The organism is Breznakiella homolactica (assembly GCF_016616095.2).
Classification (GTDB): Bacteria; Spirochaetota; Spirochaetia; order Treponematales; family Breznakiellaceae; genus Breznakiella; species Breznakiella homolactica.
On the sequence record NZ_CP067089.2, the window covers coordinates 2,008,726 to 2,025,895 of the forward strand.

Sequence of the window (17,170 nt, forward strand, 5' to 3'; positions counted from 1 at the left end):
ACGAAAGAGGTATCTATTTTAGTCATTGTCCTTAAGATTCTATTATATTTATAGAAAAGAATTGAATGGTTTTTGATCGGGGCCCGTACCGGGCAGGAGGAAACACTGTCTTACCGGCATTAGTTGAAGTTTACGAATTATATTTTTTAAATTTGGATTTTTCTCTGGATAAAAATCCAATATATGATATAATTCTAAAACCTCCAACTATATGGTGAATTCAGAAGAATACTCACTATAAAGAGTCGTTAATCTCTGAAAACATAGTATTCTCACTAGAGTGTAGCAGTGTTATGGATCAAGAAGTAGAATCTGTTTTAGACCGAATAAGAACAATCCGCATTACTAAGCAGCTTTCTGTTCTTGATGTAGCAACTAAGGCTGGTATCTCCCATTCCTATCTTTATTACATTGAATCAAAAAAAAAGATCCCCACCATAACAACCCTGCACAAACTGGCTACCGCTATGGATATCAAAATGATTGATTTCTTTAAATAGCGGTCCGGTTTTCAGAAACCTGTCCGCCTTTATAATCCTCCGTCCAAAGAGCCTCCTTGCGATTTATTTTTTTTCTTTTGCGGTCCGTTCAAACTGGTATCGCCTGTAAAAAGAATACAGTTCCTTACCGTATTCACTCAGTTCCCATTGTTCGTCGCCCTTGTTTTCGCCGGCCAGGCTGACTATCCGGAACGCCCTGAAATCGGTCATAATTTTCTTTACCGTGTTTGACGGCGTGGGATAATCCTTACGGATTTTTTTTGCCAGATCCGGGTTCAGTACGTTTCCGAGAAACCGAGAAAGCTCGGATGTCGTTTTAACCGAGTACAGTTCCGGGGCGAGGATTTTGAAAAGTTTAATATATCTGAAGTTGCGGGTGTTCTCCCAGTTTTCGCCGTTCACGTAAAAGAAGCTGATCGGTTCCTTGTTGTACGCCAGGAGCCGGAGGGTATACTTCATTTTAACCTTGATCCGGGACATTATTTCCTTGTCTTCGATTTTAAGCTCATAACGCAGTTTGGCGTTTTCCCGGCTGAGGCGGCCGAGCTCATTCGCGGCGGAGGCTTCCATGATCTGGTCGGACCGGACCCAGCCGGTACGCGGTTCGATACTCATGGTCCTGATCAGCAGCCCCCTGGATTTATTAACCAGGTCGCCGCTGTTGGACCACCGTTCATGGGGATTTTCCAGCAGCTTCGTTTTAAAATCATTGAGGCGCTTGTTGCTTTCCTTGTCCTTTTCAATCCGCGAAGGGGATTTCCGCGCCTTATCCGCCACGACCATGGCAATTACCGGGATGCCCCGCTTCCGCGCCTGGATATATTCTTTTTCGGCAACGGAAGACTTGTCCCCAAGCATGTTGTATTTATGGGCAGCAACCGCGAGAAAATAATCACAGTCATCTATTGTTTTTTGTATGAAGGCCCATTGTCCGGGATCGCCCGCGTCAAACTGGTCCATAGTAACCGGGATATGGCCTAATTCAATCACCATCTTAGCCAGTTCGTGGCGCTCATTCTTTAAATCATCCAGGGTAGAGCTTATGTACACATGGTACTTTTTTTCCATCATTCATTTTCTCCATTCCATGGTAATGAGCATAGTTCCGGAATCGTAAGAAAACCCACTCATTTTTTTTATCTTTTTTAAGCATAGTTTTCATATCAAAAAAAAGCAACCTTTATCTTGAAACTTGACACAATATGTCACAATTATACATGATAAACGGATAAAACTATGCAGATACACCGACTGTTCGAAATCCTTTACCTGCTGCTGGATAAAAAGCAGGTCACCGCCAAGGAGCTGGCTTCCCAGTTTGAGGTTTCTTCCCGGACCATATACAGGGACCTGGAAACCCTCTGTGAAGCGGGCATCCCGATTTATACGATCCAGGGCAAGGGAGGCGGAATTTCCCTGATGGATTCATTTGTTCTCGATAAGGCGCTGCTTTCGGAAAAAGAGCAGAATGACCTGCTCATGTCGCTCCAGAGCCTCGGGGCTTCCGGCGCGGTCGATTCGGGGCCTATTCTTTCAAAACTGGCGGGAATATTCCGAAAACCGGCGGTAAACTGGATCGAAGTCGACTTTTCCCGGTGGGGAGCCGCCGGGGGAGAAAAAAAGAAATTTGACCTTCTGCGGACAGCCCTGATTGAGTCACGGATGATACGGTTTACCTACTTTGATTCCCAGGGAAAAACCACAGCCAGGTACGTCTGTCCCGTAAAACTGTTTTTTAAATCCCGGGCCTGGTATCTGCAGGCGTATGCCCTGGAAAATAAAAGCCACCGGACCTTTAAGATAAACCGCATGTTTACCATCAGCATCTGCCGGGAACAGTTTAAACGGGAGGAACTTCCCCTGCTCCCTTCGGCGGATGAGATTCAGGAAAATACATGGCCCTATACGGAACTGACCATAAAATTCTCTCCCGCCGTAGCGTACCGCCTGTATGATGAGTTCGATGCCCGAACAGTGGTGAAACGGCCCGACGGATACTATGAAGTCACGGCGGCCATGCCCGAGGACAGCTGGCTGTACAGCTTTATTCTTTCCTTCGGGGACAGCGCGGAGGTACTCAAGCCGGAACGGGTCAGATCGCGGCTTAAGGAGTATCTGATGGCCATGAACCGCCTATACAACGAAAATTCATAAAAAAAGATTTTAATATGACAAATTGCTGTCATATTATATCAGCTAAAATAAAGCATCAAACACCAAGGAGAAAAAAATGGAAAATCAGATCTTTTGCCAGAGCTGCGGTATGCCTTTGAACGGAGAAGCGGATTTCGGCACCAATGCCGACGGAACGAAAAACCAGGATTACTGCTCGTACTGTTACCAGTCGGGGGCTTTTACCAGTGATACAACCATGGAGGAAATGATCGAAGTCTGCGTTCCCCATATGTCCGGCGCCAATTCGGGGATGAGCGCGGAGGAAGCCAGGAAACGGATGACCCAGTGGTTCCCGACCCTGAAACGCTGGAAAAAGGCGTAACCGCCCCTGCGGATCCGGGGACATTCCCCGGACCGCGGCGGAAAAAATGTAAAAAATTCAGTATATTTAAGATATGAAAAAAAATGGAACCATGATGCAGTACTTTGAATGGTATCTGCCCGCAGGAATGCTCTGGAAACAAATCGCCGAACAGGCGGAAGAGCTCAAAAACAACGGAATTACCGCCCTCTGGATACCGCCGCCCTATAAAGGAAGCAGCGGGATCAAAGACGTAGGATACGCGGTATACGATCTGTATGACCTGGGAGAATTCGACCAGAAAGGAACTGTTCCCACCAAGTACGGAACCAAGGATGAACTCCTGGCTGCGATACAGGCGGCCCACCAGCACGGCATGCAGGTCTACGCCGATATTGTCCTGGACCACAAAATGGGAGCCGACGCAACGGAAACCGTGGCGGCCAAGGAGTACAACCCGGAAAACCGGAACGAACAGGAAGGGGCAAGCAAGGAAGTTACCGTCTGGACCCATTTTACCTTTCCGGGGCGCAATAAAAAATATTCGGATTTTGAGTGGCACTGGAACGATTTTGTTGCCATTGACTGGGATGAAAAACGGGATGAAAAGGGCATCTTCAAATTCCGGGGAAAGGAATGGCAGGAAAATGTTGACGGGGAACTGGGCAATTACGACTACCTCATGGGTGCGGATATTGATCTCAACAATCCCGATGTGGTGGAAGAATTAACCAAATGGGGGTACTGGTTTCTTAAGACCACCGATGTGGACGGGTTCCGCCTTGACGCGGTCAAGCATATGGAATTTACATTTTACCGTGACTGGCTGGAAACCCTCAGAAAGGAAGTCAAGGAAGAACTGTTCAGCGTCGGGGAATACTGGCAGAGCGATTACAATGCGCTGAAAAACTATATCGAAACAACAGAAGGCACCCTGTCCCTGTTTGACGTTCCCCTGCATTTCAAATTCAGTGAAGCGTCGAACCAGGGAAACAAATTTGATATGCGGACTATTTTTGACGGCACCCTGACCAAGGATGATCCGCTCCGGTCGGTCACCTTTGTGGATAACCACGATACCCAGCCGGGCCAATCCCTGGAATCCTGGGTACAGGATTGGTTCAAACCTCTGGCGTACGCGCTGACCCTGCTCAGGGCCGAAGGGTATCCCTGTGTTTTTTACGGCGACTACTATGGGATTCCTCATAACAATATACAGCCCAAGAAGGATATGCTGGTTCCCCTGCTCAAGGCCCGGGAACTCTACGCGTACGGGGAACAGCACGATTACTTTGACCACGCCAATACCATCGGATGGACCAGGGAAGGCGACGATGAACACGAAGGGTCAGGCCTCGCGGTGGTGCTTACCAATGGCAGCAGCGGGGACAAAGTAATGTATGTCGGGAAAAAATTCGCCGGGCACCAGTTCCGGGATTATACCGGAAACCGGACGGAACTGGTTGCCATCGGGGAAGACGGCAACGGCAAGTTTCCCGTAAACGGCGGGTCCGTTTCCGTATGGGTGGATAAAAAAGATTAGTCCGTTCCCGGAAAAGGGCAGATTCGGATTCCCGGCTTAAAACCGGCGGATTGCGGTGGACCAGAAGCCAATAATTCCGTATAGTATAGTCAAATAATTTGAATTATTTGACTATTTCCGATTGCAAGTGTTTCTGATGCAAGGAATTAGTTAATTCCTAACATCAGAAACGCAAAGTTAAGGGGTATATACGGTATGATTGGATTTCTCATAAAGAAGACATTTTTCGATCTCTGGGATAATATGTTCCGGGTCGCCCTGATCAATATCGGTTTTATTGCATCCCTCGCGATCCCCGTACTGCTTCCGTCGGTTCTCGAATCGGTTCCCGCCGCGGCGATTGCGGTTATTGTGATCGGGGTATTATGGTGTTTCGTGTACCTGTCCGCGGCGGCTCTGTGCGTAAAATCGATTTCCGACTACGGATCCTTCGGGTTCCGGGATTTTTTCCAGAACCTTAAACTAGCCTGGCCGTCGGGGATTGTGCTTGGCTTGATTGTCCTGCTCATGCTGTTCCTGGTGAACGTCGGCATCCCCTTCTACCTTGCCATGGATTCCATGGTCGGGCTGCTTCTGGCGGCGGTCATTTTCTGGACCCTGGTGGTGGGGATACTGTCTTTCCAGTTTTTCTTCGCGGTCCGGGCCCGGCTGGATACAAAGCTGTCCAAGGTTATTAAGAAGTGTTTTATCTTCTTTTTCGACAACCCGGGGCTGTGTTTCTTTTCCCTGCTCCACAATATAGTTATTCTGGTGATATCCGCCCTGCTGGCGTTCCTGTTTCCCGGCCCCGCGGGGATTCTGCTGTACATGGACGAAGCCATGCGGCTCCGCCTGTTAAAGTACGACTGGCTTGAGGAGAATCCCGAAGCCGACCGCAGAAAAATCCCCTGGGACGCGCTTCTTATTGAGGAACGGGAAAAGACCGGTACCCGGTCTTTCAAAAACTTTATTTTTCCCTGGAAAGATTAAGGGGTCACCCTCTGCCGGAATCCGCGCGGCTAATTGTCTTTGTAAGCCGTTTTTTGCGGGCCATTTCCGCTTAAGGAAATGGCCTGTTTGTGTATAGCGGCTCAGGTTATTGTTGATTTTTAGGATTTTTTATCCTGCGGATTTTTCCCTTTTTGGTGCCGTCACCGATCATGATTACCGCGAGAATTATCATCAGTCCCTTTACCACCATCTGCGGTTCCGACGGAATCGTAAGCAGGTTCATAATATTGGTGATTGAATAGATTATCAGCCCGCCAATAACCGAACCGATTGGCCCGCCGGTTCCGCCGGCAAGTGAGGCGCCGCCGACAACCACAGCGGCAATTGTATCCAGTTCATAACCCTTTGCGAGCAGCGAGCTTCCCTGGGTAAGCTGCGCGGCGAGAACGAGCCCGCCCAGTCCGGACAGTAATCCATTTATTGTATAAACCTTCAGAAGTGAACGTTTAACCGGTATTCCCGACAGACGAGCGGATTCGGAATTTCCGCCTATTGCGTAAAGGCTTCTTCCGAATGTGGTGTAGTGCATTACAAACGCGGCAACAAGCATAACCGCAATGAATAGAATTACCGGATTTGGAATTCCCAGAGTTTTTCCGGAAAACGCCCAGATAAAATTATTATCGTAGATACCAATGAGACTTCCGGACTGAACGAGATACGCACAGCCCCGGACGATGCTCTGGGTCGCAAGGGTTACTACAAAGGGTGTTATTTTTGCACCTGTCACAAGTGCCCCGTTGACCGCTCCCCATAAAGCCGATAATCCAAGCGCGCAGGCGGCGGCGATAACCGCGGGGATGCCCTTAGCCATCATGACTGCGGAAATTACGGTCGCAAAAGCCGCAATGGAGCCAACCGAAAGATCAATACCGCCGGTGACCACGACAAAAAACTGTCCCACCGCAATGATCGATATTACGGCAGAAAACTGAAGAATGTTTCCCAAATTACGGGATGTTAAAAAGTACGGAGAAACTATTGAACCGACCACCACTGTAAGAATCAAAACTAATACTAAGTAATTGGAAATCAGCTTCTTTCCGAAGGTTACCAATAACTGTTTGCCGCTTTCTGCGTTCATAATGCTATCTCCCGCCGCTACTGGAATAAATTTAAAATTGAGTCCTCAGACTCGATATCATCGTGGGATATTTTTCCCTTAATAACACCCTGGTGCATGATAAGAACTTCGTCGCACATAATTGCTTCACTGATTTCGCTGGTTATCAGAATTACTGAATTTCCGGCTTCCGCATATTGGCGGATAAGCTGGTAAATTTCTTCCTTAGCGCCGACATCAACACCCCGGGTTGGTTCAGCGAAAATCAGGATATTGCAGTTACTGACCAGCCATTTCGCAAAAACCACCTTCTGCTGGTTTCCGCCGCTCAATGCGGCTACCGGCTGCAGGTAATTATTTGAACATTTCAGCTTCACCTGACGGGCCATGTTTCCGACCACTTTTGCTTCTTTTACCCGGTTCATCACCGAAGCCCTGCTGAATGCCTTTAAACTCGCCAGAGACATGTTATGGGTTATGGACAATGGCAGGACCAGGCCCTGAAGCTTTCGTTCTTCCGGCAGCAGACCGAGGCCATACCGGACAGCATCCTGGGGGCTTTTGATTTTTACTTCCTGGTTATGTATACATACCCGGCCTTCCTTGAGAGCTTTGCCGTCAAAGAGCATCAGGGCCAATTCGTTCTGACCGCTTCCGACCAACCCGGTAATGCCGAGGATTTCTCCTTTATGGAGTTCGAAATTGATATTGCTTATATTCGCTCCGTTTCCGATATTTTCGGCGGAAAGAACCACCTCGTCAGTCCCCCCTTTTCCTAAACGGACCGCTTTTCCTTCAAGGGTGCTTTCCATAAGCGATGTCTGCAGATCCTGGCCGATCATCGCCTTGACGAGGAATTTTTCATCCACTCCCTGGAGGGGATACGTATCAATTTTCTTTCCATCCCGCAGAACTGTTGCTTTTCCGCAGAGCTGAAGCATTTCATCCAGCCTGTGGGAGATAAAGATAAAAGTAATGTCCTGCTCCGCCGAGAGGGTTTTAAGAACCGAGAAGAATTTTTCCACATCGGGCTTGGGCAATGCCGCGGTGGGTTCATCGAGCAGAACAATCTTTGCCTTATGATGAAGGGCTTTTCCGAGCTCGACACACTGTTTCTGGGCCATACTCAGAGAGCTGATCGGCACTGTGACATCAAGGGAAAATCCGAGCCACGACATAATTTCCCGGGCTCTTTTATTCATGGTTTTCCAGCTGATAATCCCCATCTTGTTTCTCGGCAGGGATTCAAGAAAAATATTCTCCGCCACGGAGAGGGCCGGAATAAGACTCAGCTCCTGAAAGATCGTAAAAATTCCAGCCTTCTGGGAGTCCCGGGGATTATGGATGCTGGCTTTTACGCCGTCAATTATTATCTCGCCGGAATCCGGTATTTCCACACCGGAAATCATTTTTACCAGGGTCGATTTTCCCGCGCCGTTCTGCCCCAGAAGACCATGGATTTCCCCTTTATGCAGATCCAGGGAAAAATCAGCGAGGGCGTGAACCCCGGGATATGTTTTATTGAGATTTCTAAGCTTTAATAACGGCTGACTATTCATCAGACAGTTCCTCCCGGATACACAGGTTAGATTTCCTTAAATTGGTATGAAGCCAGCAGTTCCCTGTAAGGTTTGAGAGATTCCTCCGTACAGGGTTCAAGGTCGGTCAAGGAATACTCAATTCCCAGGTCTTCATACTTTCCGCGGCCCAGTCTGTGGTAGGGCATAATTTCCACGGAAGTTTGCGGCGACAGATTGCCCTTCACGAAATCAAGGATATTCCGGAAATCAGGCAAAGATGAAACAGTCGGGATAACCGGTATTCTGACGGTGAAATCTTTCTGCAGGCGGTCCATCAGTTTTGACATTTCAACCGCGTTGCTTAATACGAGCTCGTTTCCAGTTCCCATAAAAGTTTTATGGAGCTCATTGTCAAAGAGTTTTATATCAAGGAAAAGATAATCCAGACTGTTCAATAACTTTTCAAAAACTTCCCAGGATGCGATGCCGCAGGTTTCCATCGCGGTAGTTATTCCCAATGATTTTGCCCGTTCCAGAAGGGAATACGCGAAGGCATCCTGCATGGATGCTTCACCGCCGGAAAGGGTTAAACCTCCGACCCGGCTCTTCTGGTACATCAGCTCATCCTTCATAACCTCACGGATTACTTCATCGACGGTTTTCAATTCCGCCACAGCCCGGATCGCCTTCGCGTAACACTGCTTCGTGCAGGGAAAAACGTTGAGCCCTTCTTTATAACAGGTCTCCCTGCAGATCTTACGGTTGTAAGCCTGCCGGCCGTCTTCTAGCGTTACCGCGCCATGGGGACAAAGGCTTACACAGCGGTGGCATCCGATACACTTATCCTTAAAGAAAACAAGTTCATTATGTAAATTCTGGGATTCAGGATTACAGCACCAATTACAGCGCATGGGACAGCCTTTGAGAAAAACAACAGTTCTTACCCCAGGTCCGTCATGAATGCTCCAACGCTGAATATCAAAAACCAAACCCTTGTCCGCACCCAATTCACCCTTTGCCATGGTACTCCTCAAACAGTTCTTCGATATATTTGAAAAAGAACAAAAGCCATATTTAAAAACCCTCGCCGCTGGTTTGGGCAAATTTTTAATATACCATAGTGACAAAAAGCCTAGCCTATGGATGGCTTTTGAATATTTATTGCCTCGCCGGCAGAATGGAATCTTACAACCCGGAATGGTTCCGTTATCTGCAGAACCATTCCGGATCGGTATAACGCCTAAATCCGTTCCTCTGTACGCTCGATGATATCCTGCTGTACTGTTTTATCGAGTCCGACAAAATACGCTGAATACCCAGCGACACGGACAATCAGGCTCCGGTATTTATTGGGATCCTCCTGGGCCCGCTGCAGTGTCTCTCGGGAGACAACATTAAATTGCATCTGCATTCCGCCTTTATCAAAGTAGAAGTCAATAAGATTCACCAGACGTTCCAGGCCTTTTCCGATTTGAACTTCCTGTGCGGCTACTGCCATAGTACTCACCTCCTAGTCCCGCAGATCCGCGGGGCTTAATTTCAAATTGTACAGAGAACCCTCGGACAGATATTTCAGTTCGAGTTTCGAAACTGAACTGACCGCTGCCGTGGGGCCGAGCACATCGGTACCGCGGAAAGGGGACTGCCCGTCAGAGAGCGGGGTTTCTGCCTTTCTGCCGTCCGGTGTAGCGCCGATTGACTTTCCAAAGGGCGTATTGGATGAAACCGTTGTTGTTGACGCCTGGAAATGGCACCCGATTGGTCCCCGTCCATACCGTGTATTCTTGTATTTGGGGAATTCATCACAAACCATCCTGAGGGCGTCCCGGGCGATAAAATCGACTTCATCAATATCATTGCCGTACTTCGGAACCGACAGACACATCTGCTGGATCATCGGACCGGTAGGATCGGTGGTCATATCGGTGAAGTCCGTCCGCAGGGCGTGCTGGAGCTGTTCTCCGGTAATCATTTTATCTTCAAAAATAAGCTTGCGGATGGCGTACAGACTGTTGGCAACCACCGCGAGTCCAATGGTTTGATTGCCGGTAAAGTCGTATTTGGCGCCGCCCTTTTTAATGGATTTTCCCCTGGGAAGGGTTGTTTCCGGACAGGCAAGTATGGCGCTAAAGGGTTCATCGATGTATTCTTCGTATTCCTTGTCGATAGCCTGGTCAATGATTACATGAAGACGGAGGTAATATTTCGCCTGCTCCACAAAGGAATCCCAGAGTTCGTCGTAGCTGGTAAAGGTCCGGAGATCCTTGCCGTTTGAGTTCTTCAGGAGACAAATATCCGTATTGGGATCTGTCCCGCCGTACAAAGCCATTTCCATGCACTTTGCCAGGGAATACCAGGCGGCACCGGTTCGTCCGCCCCGCAGCCCGGGAGGTCCCGGTTCGGCGCATCCGATAATGCAGTAATTTGCGGCATCCTCCTGGCTGTACCCGCGGTTCATCATCGCTTCCATATACATTTTGTCGTTGGCCACCGCAGGGAAACCGGTACCGAGACGGATGGTTTCTACCACTTTCTTTTTGTATTCCGGGGATGATTTATCATTCCACCGGGCGTAGTGCGAAGGCTGGATGGTCCTGGTGTTCTGAATGGCATCGAGAATCAGCATTGACACTTCGTTGGCCGCGTCCTCGCCGGTCTTGGGATCAATACCGCCGATCGTCAGATTCTGGAAAATCGGTTTTCCCCGGAAAAACTGTGTATCGGTCCAGCTCCGGACCCGTTCTACCTGGGAGAGCATGATAAAGAAATTCTCCATCAGTTCCAGAGCGGTTTCATAGGTTTCTATTTTTGCATCAATATCGTGGCGGTAAATATCGATCATCACCTGGTCAAATCTGCCGGGGCATGTTGCCTGGGCGTTGTCTTCGACCTGGACGGCCAGCTGAAGGAACGTGATAAGCTGGAGCGCTTCATGGTATGTCTCGGCGGGAAACTCAGGAACCTTCCGGGCAATTGACGCCATTTTAAGCAGTTCGGCTTTCCGTTTCGGATCACTTTCCTTGGCCGCGGTTTCCTCGGCAAGGTCCGCGTACCGGTGGGCCCATTTGATCACCGCTTCGCAGGATATGATAACAGCCTTGTAAAAAGCCCTCTGATCCATACCGTCACTGCTGGTGGGATCGGCTTTTTCCAGCCCGTCTTTTGCCTGGTTTATTACATCCCGCAGGCCGTGTTCAATATGCCATTTGTAGGGCGGCGCAAAATGGCCGTCTCCGCCCTGGACGTAATTCAAATCATTAATAACACCGATTTTATCCTGCGCAATCAGGACTTCCTCGGGAAGATGGGCGTACACATGATCCTGGTGGGTCTTTCCGCTCCAGTACTCGGCAATTTCCTTTAGTTCAGGAATAATTGCGGGATCCACATTGAATTTATCCGCCGGACGGTCAGGAAGGAAATACGGCTGGCCGCCGATGATTTCCTGCTTAATAAAGTCGGTCGAAAAATCAGGTGCCAGGGGAGAATAGTTGGGCTTGCATGCGTGGCCGCCCATCAGCAGGCTGCCCGGTAAAATGTATAAGGTCATTTTATCCAGGGCATTGGCAAAAGCCATGGCTCTCCTGATAATCTGGGGATATTTTTCTGTCTTTTTGTACGATTCGGTAAAATACCGGGCACGCTCAATGTCGATACCGGCTTTCTGGGAGGATACGTAATCATACAAATTCTGTATCCGGTCCGTCCGCTTTGCTTTTATTGCATATTGGAAATGCAACGGTTCATTTTCCATTGACTCCTGATCACCTGTAAAACTCATAGATCTCTCCGCTTCCAGTTAAAAAATTTACATCCTGATAGGGAATGGTATCCCCATTCCCTATCAGCCGGAACAGCCCGCTTATTTTTTCACCTTGCGGCTGTTTATACAAATCAGAGAAGGATCGTAATACTTCGCGGCGTCTTCGGGGCCGAATGAAGAGGTCTCAACGTATACGGTACCTTCGGGCTGGCCGCCGTTGATCGCGCGGAGCGCCATCTTAACCGCGTCCCATCCCTGGGAATAAGGCTCATTTGTGGTCATGGCCTGGATCGGGCCGTTGGGATTATCCATCATTTCCTTAACCGTCGTCTGGTATCCGTCGTATTCAGCCATAATAACATTGGGCCATATCCCGGCCGCATCCAGGGCCTGAACGATGCCCGCATGCATTACGTCACTGAGACTGACCACGACCTGGAGATCCTGGTGGGCCGTCGCGATGTCACGGATTACCGGCATGGCATCATTGGGAAGCCAGTTGCCGTACTGCAGCGGAAGCCAGTTAATTGTTATCGATTTTGAGGGATTGTCGTTGTTCCACTGGGTCCAGCCTTTCATATATCCTTCAGCGCGGTTTTCGGAATTCACATCCCCGGGATTGCCGCCGATTATGACGCCTTTTGTGCGCCGGACACCGGGGTATTTTTCAGAGAACTTCTGAGCCAGGAGATATCCGCCGGTAGCGCCGCCCGCGACCTCATCTTCAACAACATAACCGTAAATTTTGCGTGCCAGGGTTGCATCCAGCGCGCAGTTAGCGGCAATTACCGGAATCCCGGCATTGTTGGCGGCATTAATTGCTGCGGTAAGTCCCAAAGGATCATTGGGATTGACAATAATCGCACTCACACCACGGTTGATGAGAGTGTTAATATCGGCATTCTGCTGTACCGTATCGCCATTGGCATCAAGGACGATAAGTTCCACATTAGCTTCCTCTGCGGCACTTTCGGTTGCCCCCTGAACCATGGTTTTCCACCAATCACTTCCGGCCAGTCTCCGCTGGGAATAGCCGATAACGATCTTTCCTGAATCGGTATCGGTCTTTCCGCCGGCAAAAATCGAGCCTCCCAAAACAACAAGCGCTAAAAATAAAACGACCAACCTCTTCATCTTCATTGTCCTCCTAAAATACTGATGCGTTAACGTGCACGCATGTGTATTATACTCCAATTTCTTAGGTTGTCAACTTTTTTTTATTTATACAATTTTTTAGAATTTTTATATTATTTAGATAAAAAAAAATTTTCTTATTTTTATTTTTTTTGTTTGACTGCTAATTACTTCTGTGATATTATGCGTGTACGATAACGCTTTCAGTGGCAGAATTGTGTTTTTTGGGGGATTGTTTGGCGGAAAAATGGTGAAATAGTATTTTTCGGCGAATTTGTTATATAATTTATAATTGGTTTTTCTGCTTTTTTTCAGAAGAATCTTTAAAAAAGGTTTGCCTGAAAGATTAATATTGAAACTCCAAGAAAATTATCTAACACCGATTCAGGGGATATGCCATGACTGTCAAACAGATTGCTGAACTCGCGGGGGTCTCCATAGGAACAGTTGACCGTGTTCTGTACCGAAGGGGCCGGGTTTCGCCGGAAACAACAGCAAAAATTGAAGCACTAATCGCAGAGCATAATTTTACGCCAAATCCAATCGCCAGAAGGCTGAAGCGGAACAGGGCTTACCGGTTTTACGCGCTGGTTCCCCAGCAGAATCAGGATTCCGGATATTGGAGACAGGTACGTGAGGGAATCCAGGGAGGGGCCAGCGAAATAACATCCATGGGTGTTGAGACTGAGGTTCTTGAATTTGACCGGTACAGCCCGGCTTCCTTCCATTCCGCGGCCCATTCTATCCTGGAAGCGAAACCCGACGGGGTACTCTTCGCGCCGATCATGCCCAGTGAAACGATTCAGTTTATTCGTTCCCTGGAGGAAAACCGTATTCCCTATGTCTTCTTTGACGCGGATATCCCGGAATCCAACCCTCTGAGCACAATCGGCCAGGATTCATCGAAGGGAGGTTACCTAGCGGGAAGGCTTATCCATCTTTTTGCGGGAAACATCACCGGGCCCGTGGCGGTGCTGGATGTCCATGGTGAGGACTACCATATCATCCGCCGGAAGGATGGGTTTCTCCGGTATGCGGCGGAGACTGGTATAAAAACAATAACTAAGGAATATTTTGATTCATCGGGAGCTCAGCCGGATGAAGGGGAAATGGAGGAATTTCTCCGTGAACACAGCGACCTTAAGGGAATTTTCGTAACGAACTCATCGGCGCACCGTATTGCCACGGTCCTAAAAAAGCTGGGAAAGAAAAAGGATGTTATTATAGTCGGGTACGATTTAATTCCCGAAAACCACGCTCTTTTGAAAGAAGGGTTTATCGACGCCATTATTTCACAGAGACCTGCGACTCAGGGACGGCAGGCGCTGCTTAATCTGTACCGGAATATTGTATTGGACAGGCTTGTTCCGGCAAAAGTAGACATACCCCTGGATGTCTATATCAAGGAAAACGTACCGTCGGAACTTATTGAGATAAATTCAAATACCGATAAAACGGATCAATAAACCCCGCGGAGGCTCGGTACAATACCATTCCGGCTGTACTGTTTCCCGGATTCATACCTGGACGTTGTACGGACGGAAGGCTAATGACGCTTTTTCGGGCCGCTGCTTTTGACCGCGGTTACGAAGGAATCCGGCGCGGGGACTGAAAAGCGCATGACCGTTCCGTTCCGGGGATGGCAGATAACCAGGGATTCCGCGTGCAGGGCGAGCCGTCCCACAGGATTGGTTTTTGCGCCGTACTTCGCGTCTCCGGCGATAGGATTGCCGATATGGCTGAGGTGGACCCTGATTTGATTGCGGCGGCCGGTACCGAGTTCCAGGGAGAGCAATGTGTAAAAGTCCCCGCTGCGGATAGTTTTCCAGTGAGTTACCGCCGGGCTTCCGGTGCTGGTCACCGTCATACGGCTTTCGGAGATTTCTCCCACAGGAGCGTTGATGGTTCCCTGTTCTTCCGCAATCCGCCCCTCCGCTAAGGCTACATACCGGCGCTCCCGGACGGATTCGTTCCATCGTTCCATAAGGTGCTGTTTGATCCGGCCCGATTTTGCCCAGACCATGACACCCGATGTATCCCGGTCCAGCCGGTGAACCGCCGCGGGCCGCCGCTGCTCGCCCTTCTTCCGGAGATACTCGGACAGAATCCAATAGACGGTTCTGTCCCTTTCCGAGGAAGTCGCCACCGAAAGAAGCCCCGCCGGTTTATTTACCACCATGAGATCCCGGTCTTCATAGAGCAGTTCCAGCCGGCCCGGAAGCATCTGGGGAAAACGCGGCCCGCGGCCCCGCGGCGGAGATTCCGCAGCGGAAGGGTTCGTTCCGGAACGGATATTTCCGCCGGCGCTGGGGGCAGAATGTTTTCTACTCATCGGTGTTTTTCCGGAATCACCGCGGCGGCTTTTATTCAATAAAGTCCATCCTCAGGAAGATAAAAACAATCCGTCATATCATGGTCCACAAAAATCTCAATTCCTATAATATCTGTTCATCAATAGGTTTGCCCCCGGGAACCATGGGAAGGACTTTTTCATCCCGGTCGATCCGGGCATCAATAACCGCGGTTTTCCCCGCGGCGATATCCTTCATGGCGTTTTCCAAAGCCGCCGTAAACGAGGCTTTGTCATGGGCGCTGTATCCGGTCAGGCCGTAGGCTTCGGCGAGTTTCACGAAATCCGGCGGACGGTCCAGGGTTGTTTCGGCGTACCGGCCTTCGTAGAAGAGGGTCTGCCACTGTCTGACCATGCCCAGGACACCGTTGTTGAATACAACCACCAGGACAGGAATTTTGTAGGCGTTCACCGTTGAAAGCTCCCCGCAGTTCATCCTGAAGCAGCCGTCGCCGGTAAAGAGAACCACCGGTTTCGCCGGGTTGGCGATCTTGGCTCCCTCGGCGGCTCCCAGGCCGTACCCCATGGTACCGAGCCCGCCGGATGTAAGGAAGCTCCGGGGTTTCGTAAAGGGATAGAACTGGGCGGTCCACATCTGGTGCTGCCCCACATCGGTGGCCACAATCGCTTCGGGACCGAGACGCTTGGCTGTTTCTTCTAATATAAAGCGCGGATGAAGGGCGGTATCACGGCTGTTGGCGGCGGGGCTTTTCTTTTTCCAGCCGTCGATATCCCCGTTCCACTGGGTTTCCATTTTCTGGGGAAGCTTGCCGAGAATTGTTCTGATGATGCATTTAATATCCCCGATAACCCAGGCTTCGGATTTTACGTTTTTATTGATCTCCGCGGGATCTATGTCAAGGTGAAGCACTTTGGCGCCCCGGGCGAATTTATCGGCCTGGCTGGTGACCCGGTCGGAGAAGCGTGCGCCGATACTGACCAGAAGGTCCGCCTTCTGGACCGCTCTGTTGGACGCAACCGTACCATGCATGCCGATCAGTCCGGTGTACAGCCGGTGGTCCGACGGAAAGGAACCGATTCCCATGAGACTTAACGCGACCGGGGCATTAAGCCGTTCGGCAAAGTTCTTAAGCTCTTCGCAGGCGCCGGAAATAATCACCCCGCCGCCGGCATACAGAACCGGCCGTTTGGCTTCAAGGAGCAGTTTTACCGCGGCACCAATATCCGCTTCGGTTACGGTCTGCCGGGTATTGCGTTCAGCCAGGCGCTGAGCTCTGAGGTTAAGGGAGGATTCTCCAGCAGGCGAGTTTTTATCCCGGGGCGCAAGCGCCGCGGTACCGGAATCTGCGGGCCGCCATTCCGCCATGGCGGCGGTAACGTCTTTGGTAATATCGATCAGCACCGGCCCGGGCCTGCCCGACCGGGCCACAGCAAAGGCTTCACGGACAACCTCTGCCAGTTCATTGACATCTTTTACAATCCAGTTGTGCTTAACGATGGGCATGGTAACCCCGGTGATGTCCACTTCCTGGAAACTGTCCTTGCCAAGGAGTCCCGTGGCGACGTTTCCGGTAATTGCCACCAGGGGAACCGAATCCATGTACGCGGTGGCTATACCGGTTACGAGGTTCGTCGCCCCGGGACCGGATGTGGCCAGACATACGCCGACTTTTCCCGTGGACCGGGCGTAGCCGTCCGCCGCGTGGGCGGCGTGCTGTTCATGGCTTACAAGAATATGCCGTATCCGGTCGCTGTTTTTGTACAATTCATCATAGATAAAAAGGACCGAACCGCCGGGATATCCGAAGACAGTGTCCGTGCCCTGTTCGATAAGCGCTTCAATCAGTATCCGGGCTCCGCTGTACTGCAT

The 17,170-nt window shown here is 49.9% G+C and carries 15 protein-coding genes; 6 read left to right on the plus strand and 9 right to left on the minus strand.

Features of this window, described 5'->3' with window-relative positions; translation table 11 throughout:
* The first annotated feature begins 293 nt into the window (after positions 1 to 293).
* A complete protein-coding gene (locus JFL75_RS09180) occupies positions 294 to 500 on the plus strand; it encodes a helix-turn-helix domain-containing protein (protein ID WP_215626385.1) in 207 nt (68 codons plus the stop codon).
* Positions 501 to 563: 63 nt separating this feature from the next.
* Here JFL75_RS09180 and JFL75_RS09185 read toward each other — a convergent pair whose 3' ends face one another.
* Entirely contained in the window at positions 564 to 1,571 is a 1,008-nt protein-coding gene (locus tag JFL75_RS09185; RefSeq protein ID WP_215626386.1) for a DUF4062 domain-containing protein, read from the minus strand.
* Between the two features lie 165 nt (positions 1,572 to 1,736).
* Here JFL75_RS09185 and JFL75_RS09190 point away from each other — a divergent pair, with 165 nt between their 5' ends.
* From JFL75_RS09190 to JFL75_RS09205, 4 genes are all read left to right on the plus strand, one after another.
* Entirely contained in the window at positions 1,737 to 2,654 is a 918-nt protein-coding gene (locus JFL75_RS09190) for a helix-turn-helix transcriptional regulator (RefSeq protein ID WP_215626387.1), read from the plus strand.
* Between the two features lie 76 nt (positions 2,655 to 2,730).
* Positions 2,731 to 2,997 (plus strand): zinc ribbon domain-containing protein, encoded by a 267-nt coding sequence (locus JFL75_RS09195; RefSeq protein WP_215626388.1) that lies wholly within the window; start codon positions 2,731 to 2,733, stop codon positions 2,995 to 2,997.
* Positions 2,998 to 3,070: 73 nt separating this feature from the next.
* Positions 3,071 to 4,519 (plus strand): alpha-amylase, encoded by a 1,449-nt coding sequence (locus JFL75_RS09200; protein WP_215626389.1) that lies wholly within the window; start codon positions 3,071 to 3,073, stop codon positions 4,517 to 4,519.
* A 195-nt stretch (positions 4,520 to 4,714) separates the two neighbouring features.
* Positions 4,715 to 5,488 (plus strand): YesL family protein, encoded by a 774-nt coding sequence (locus JFL75_RS09205; protein WP_215626390.1) that lies wholly within the window; start codon positions 4,715 to 4,717, stop codon positions 5,486 to 5,488.
* Positions 5,489 to 5,594: 106 nt separating this feature from the next.
* Here the strand turns inward: JFL75_RS09205 and JFL75_RS09210 are convergent, their stop codons facing one another.
* The 6 genes from JFL75_RS09210 to JFL75_RS09235 all read right to left on the minus strand — a co-directional run bounded on the left by JFL75_RS09210 (position 5,595) and on the right by JFL75_RS09235 (position 12,989).
* A complete protein-coding gene (locus tag JFL75_RS09210; RefSeq protein WP_215626391.1) occupies positions 5,595 to 6,593 on the minus strand; it encodes an ABC transporter permease in 999 nt (332 codons plus the stop codon).
* A gap of 17 nt (positions 6,594 to 6,610) precedes the next feature.
* Positions 6,611 to 8,131, minus strand: coding sequence for a sugar ABC transporter ATP-binding protein (locus JFL75_RS09215; protein WP_215626392.1), 1,521 nt, complete (start codon positions 8,129 to 8,131; stop codon positions 6,611 to 6,613).
* 26 nt (positions 8,132 to 8,157) lie between these two features.
* A complete protein-coding gene (locus JFL75_RS09220) occupies positions 8,158 to 9,114 on the minus strand; it encodes a glycyl-radical enzyme activating protein (protein ID WP_223292809.1) in 957 nt (318 codons plus the stop codon).
* Positions 9,115 to 9,332: 218 nt separating this feature from the next.
* Positions 9,333 to 9,590: a glycine radical domain-containing protein gene (locus JFL75_RS09225; protein WP_215626393.1), complete on the minus strand. Its 258-nt coding sequence runs from the start codon at positions 9,588 to 9,590 to the stop codon at positions 9,333 to 9,335.
* A gap of 12 nt (positions 9,591 to 9,602) precedes the next feature.
* Entirely contained in the window at positions 9,603 to 11,873 is a 2,271-nt protein-coding gene (locus JFL75_RS09230; protein ID WP_215626394.1) for a pyruvate formate lyase family protein, read from the minus strand.
* An 81-nt stretch (positions 11,874 to 11,954) separates the two neighbouring features.
* A complete protein-coding gene (locus JFL75_RS09235; RefSeq protein ID WP_215626395.1) occupies positions 11,955 to 12,989 on the minus strand; it encodes a sugar ABC transporter substrate-binding protein in 1,035 nt (344 codons plus the stop codon).
* A gap of 398 nt (positions 12,990 to 13,387) precedes the next feature.
* On the opposite strand from JFL75_RS09235, the gene JFL75_RS09240 reads away from it, so the two are divergent.
* Positions 13,388 to 14,455: a LacI family DNA-binding transcriptional regulator gene (locus JFL75_RS09240; RefSeq protein ID WP_215626396.1), complete on the plus strand. Its 1,068-nt coding sequence runs from the start codon at positions 13,388 to 13,390 to the stop codon at positions 14,453 to 14,455.
* Between the two features lie 80 nt (positions 14,456 to 14,535).
* Here the strand turns inward: JFL75_RS09240 and JFL75_RS09245 are convergent, their stop codons facing one another.
* A complete protein-coding gene (locus tag JFL75_RS09245; protein ID WP_223292810.1) occupies positions 14,536 to 15,321 on the minus strand; it encodes an RluA family pseudouridine synthase in 786 nt (261 codons plus the stop codon).
* Positions 15,322 to 15,424: 103 nt separating this feature from the next.
* Complete coding sequence (ilvB, locus tag JFL75_RS09250; protein ID WP_215626397.1) at positions 15,425 to 17,170, minus strand: biosynthetic-type acetolactate synthase large subunit; 1,746 nt, start codon at positions 17,168 to 17,170, stop codon at positions 15,425 to 15,427.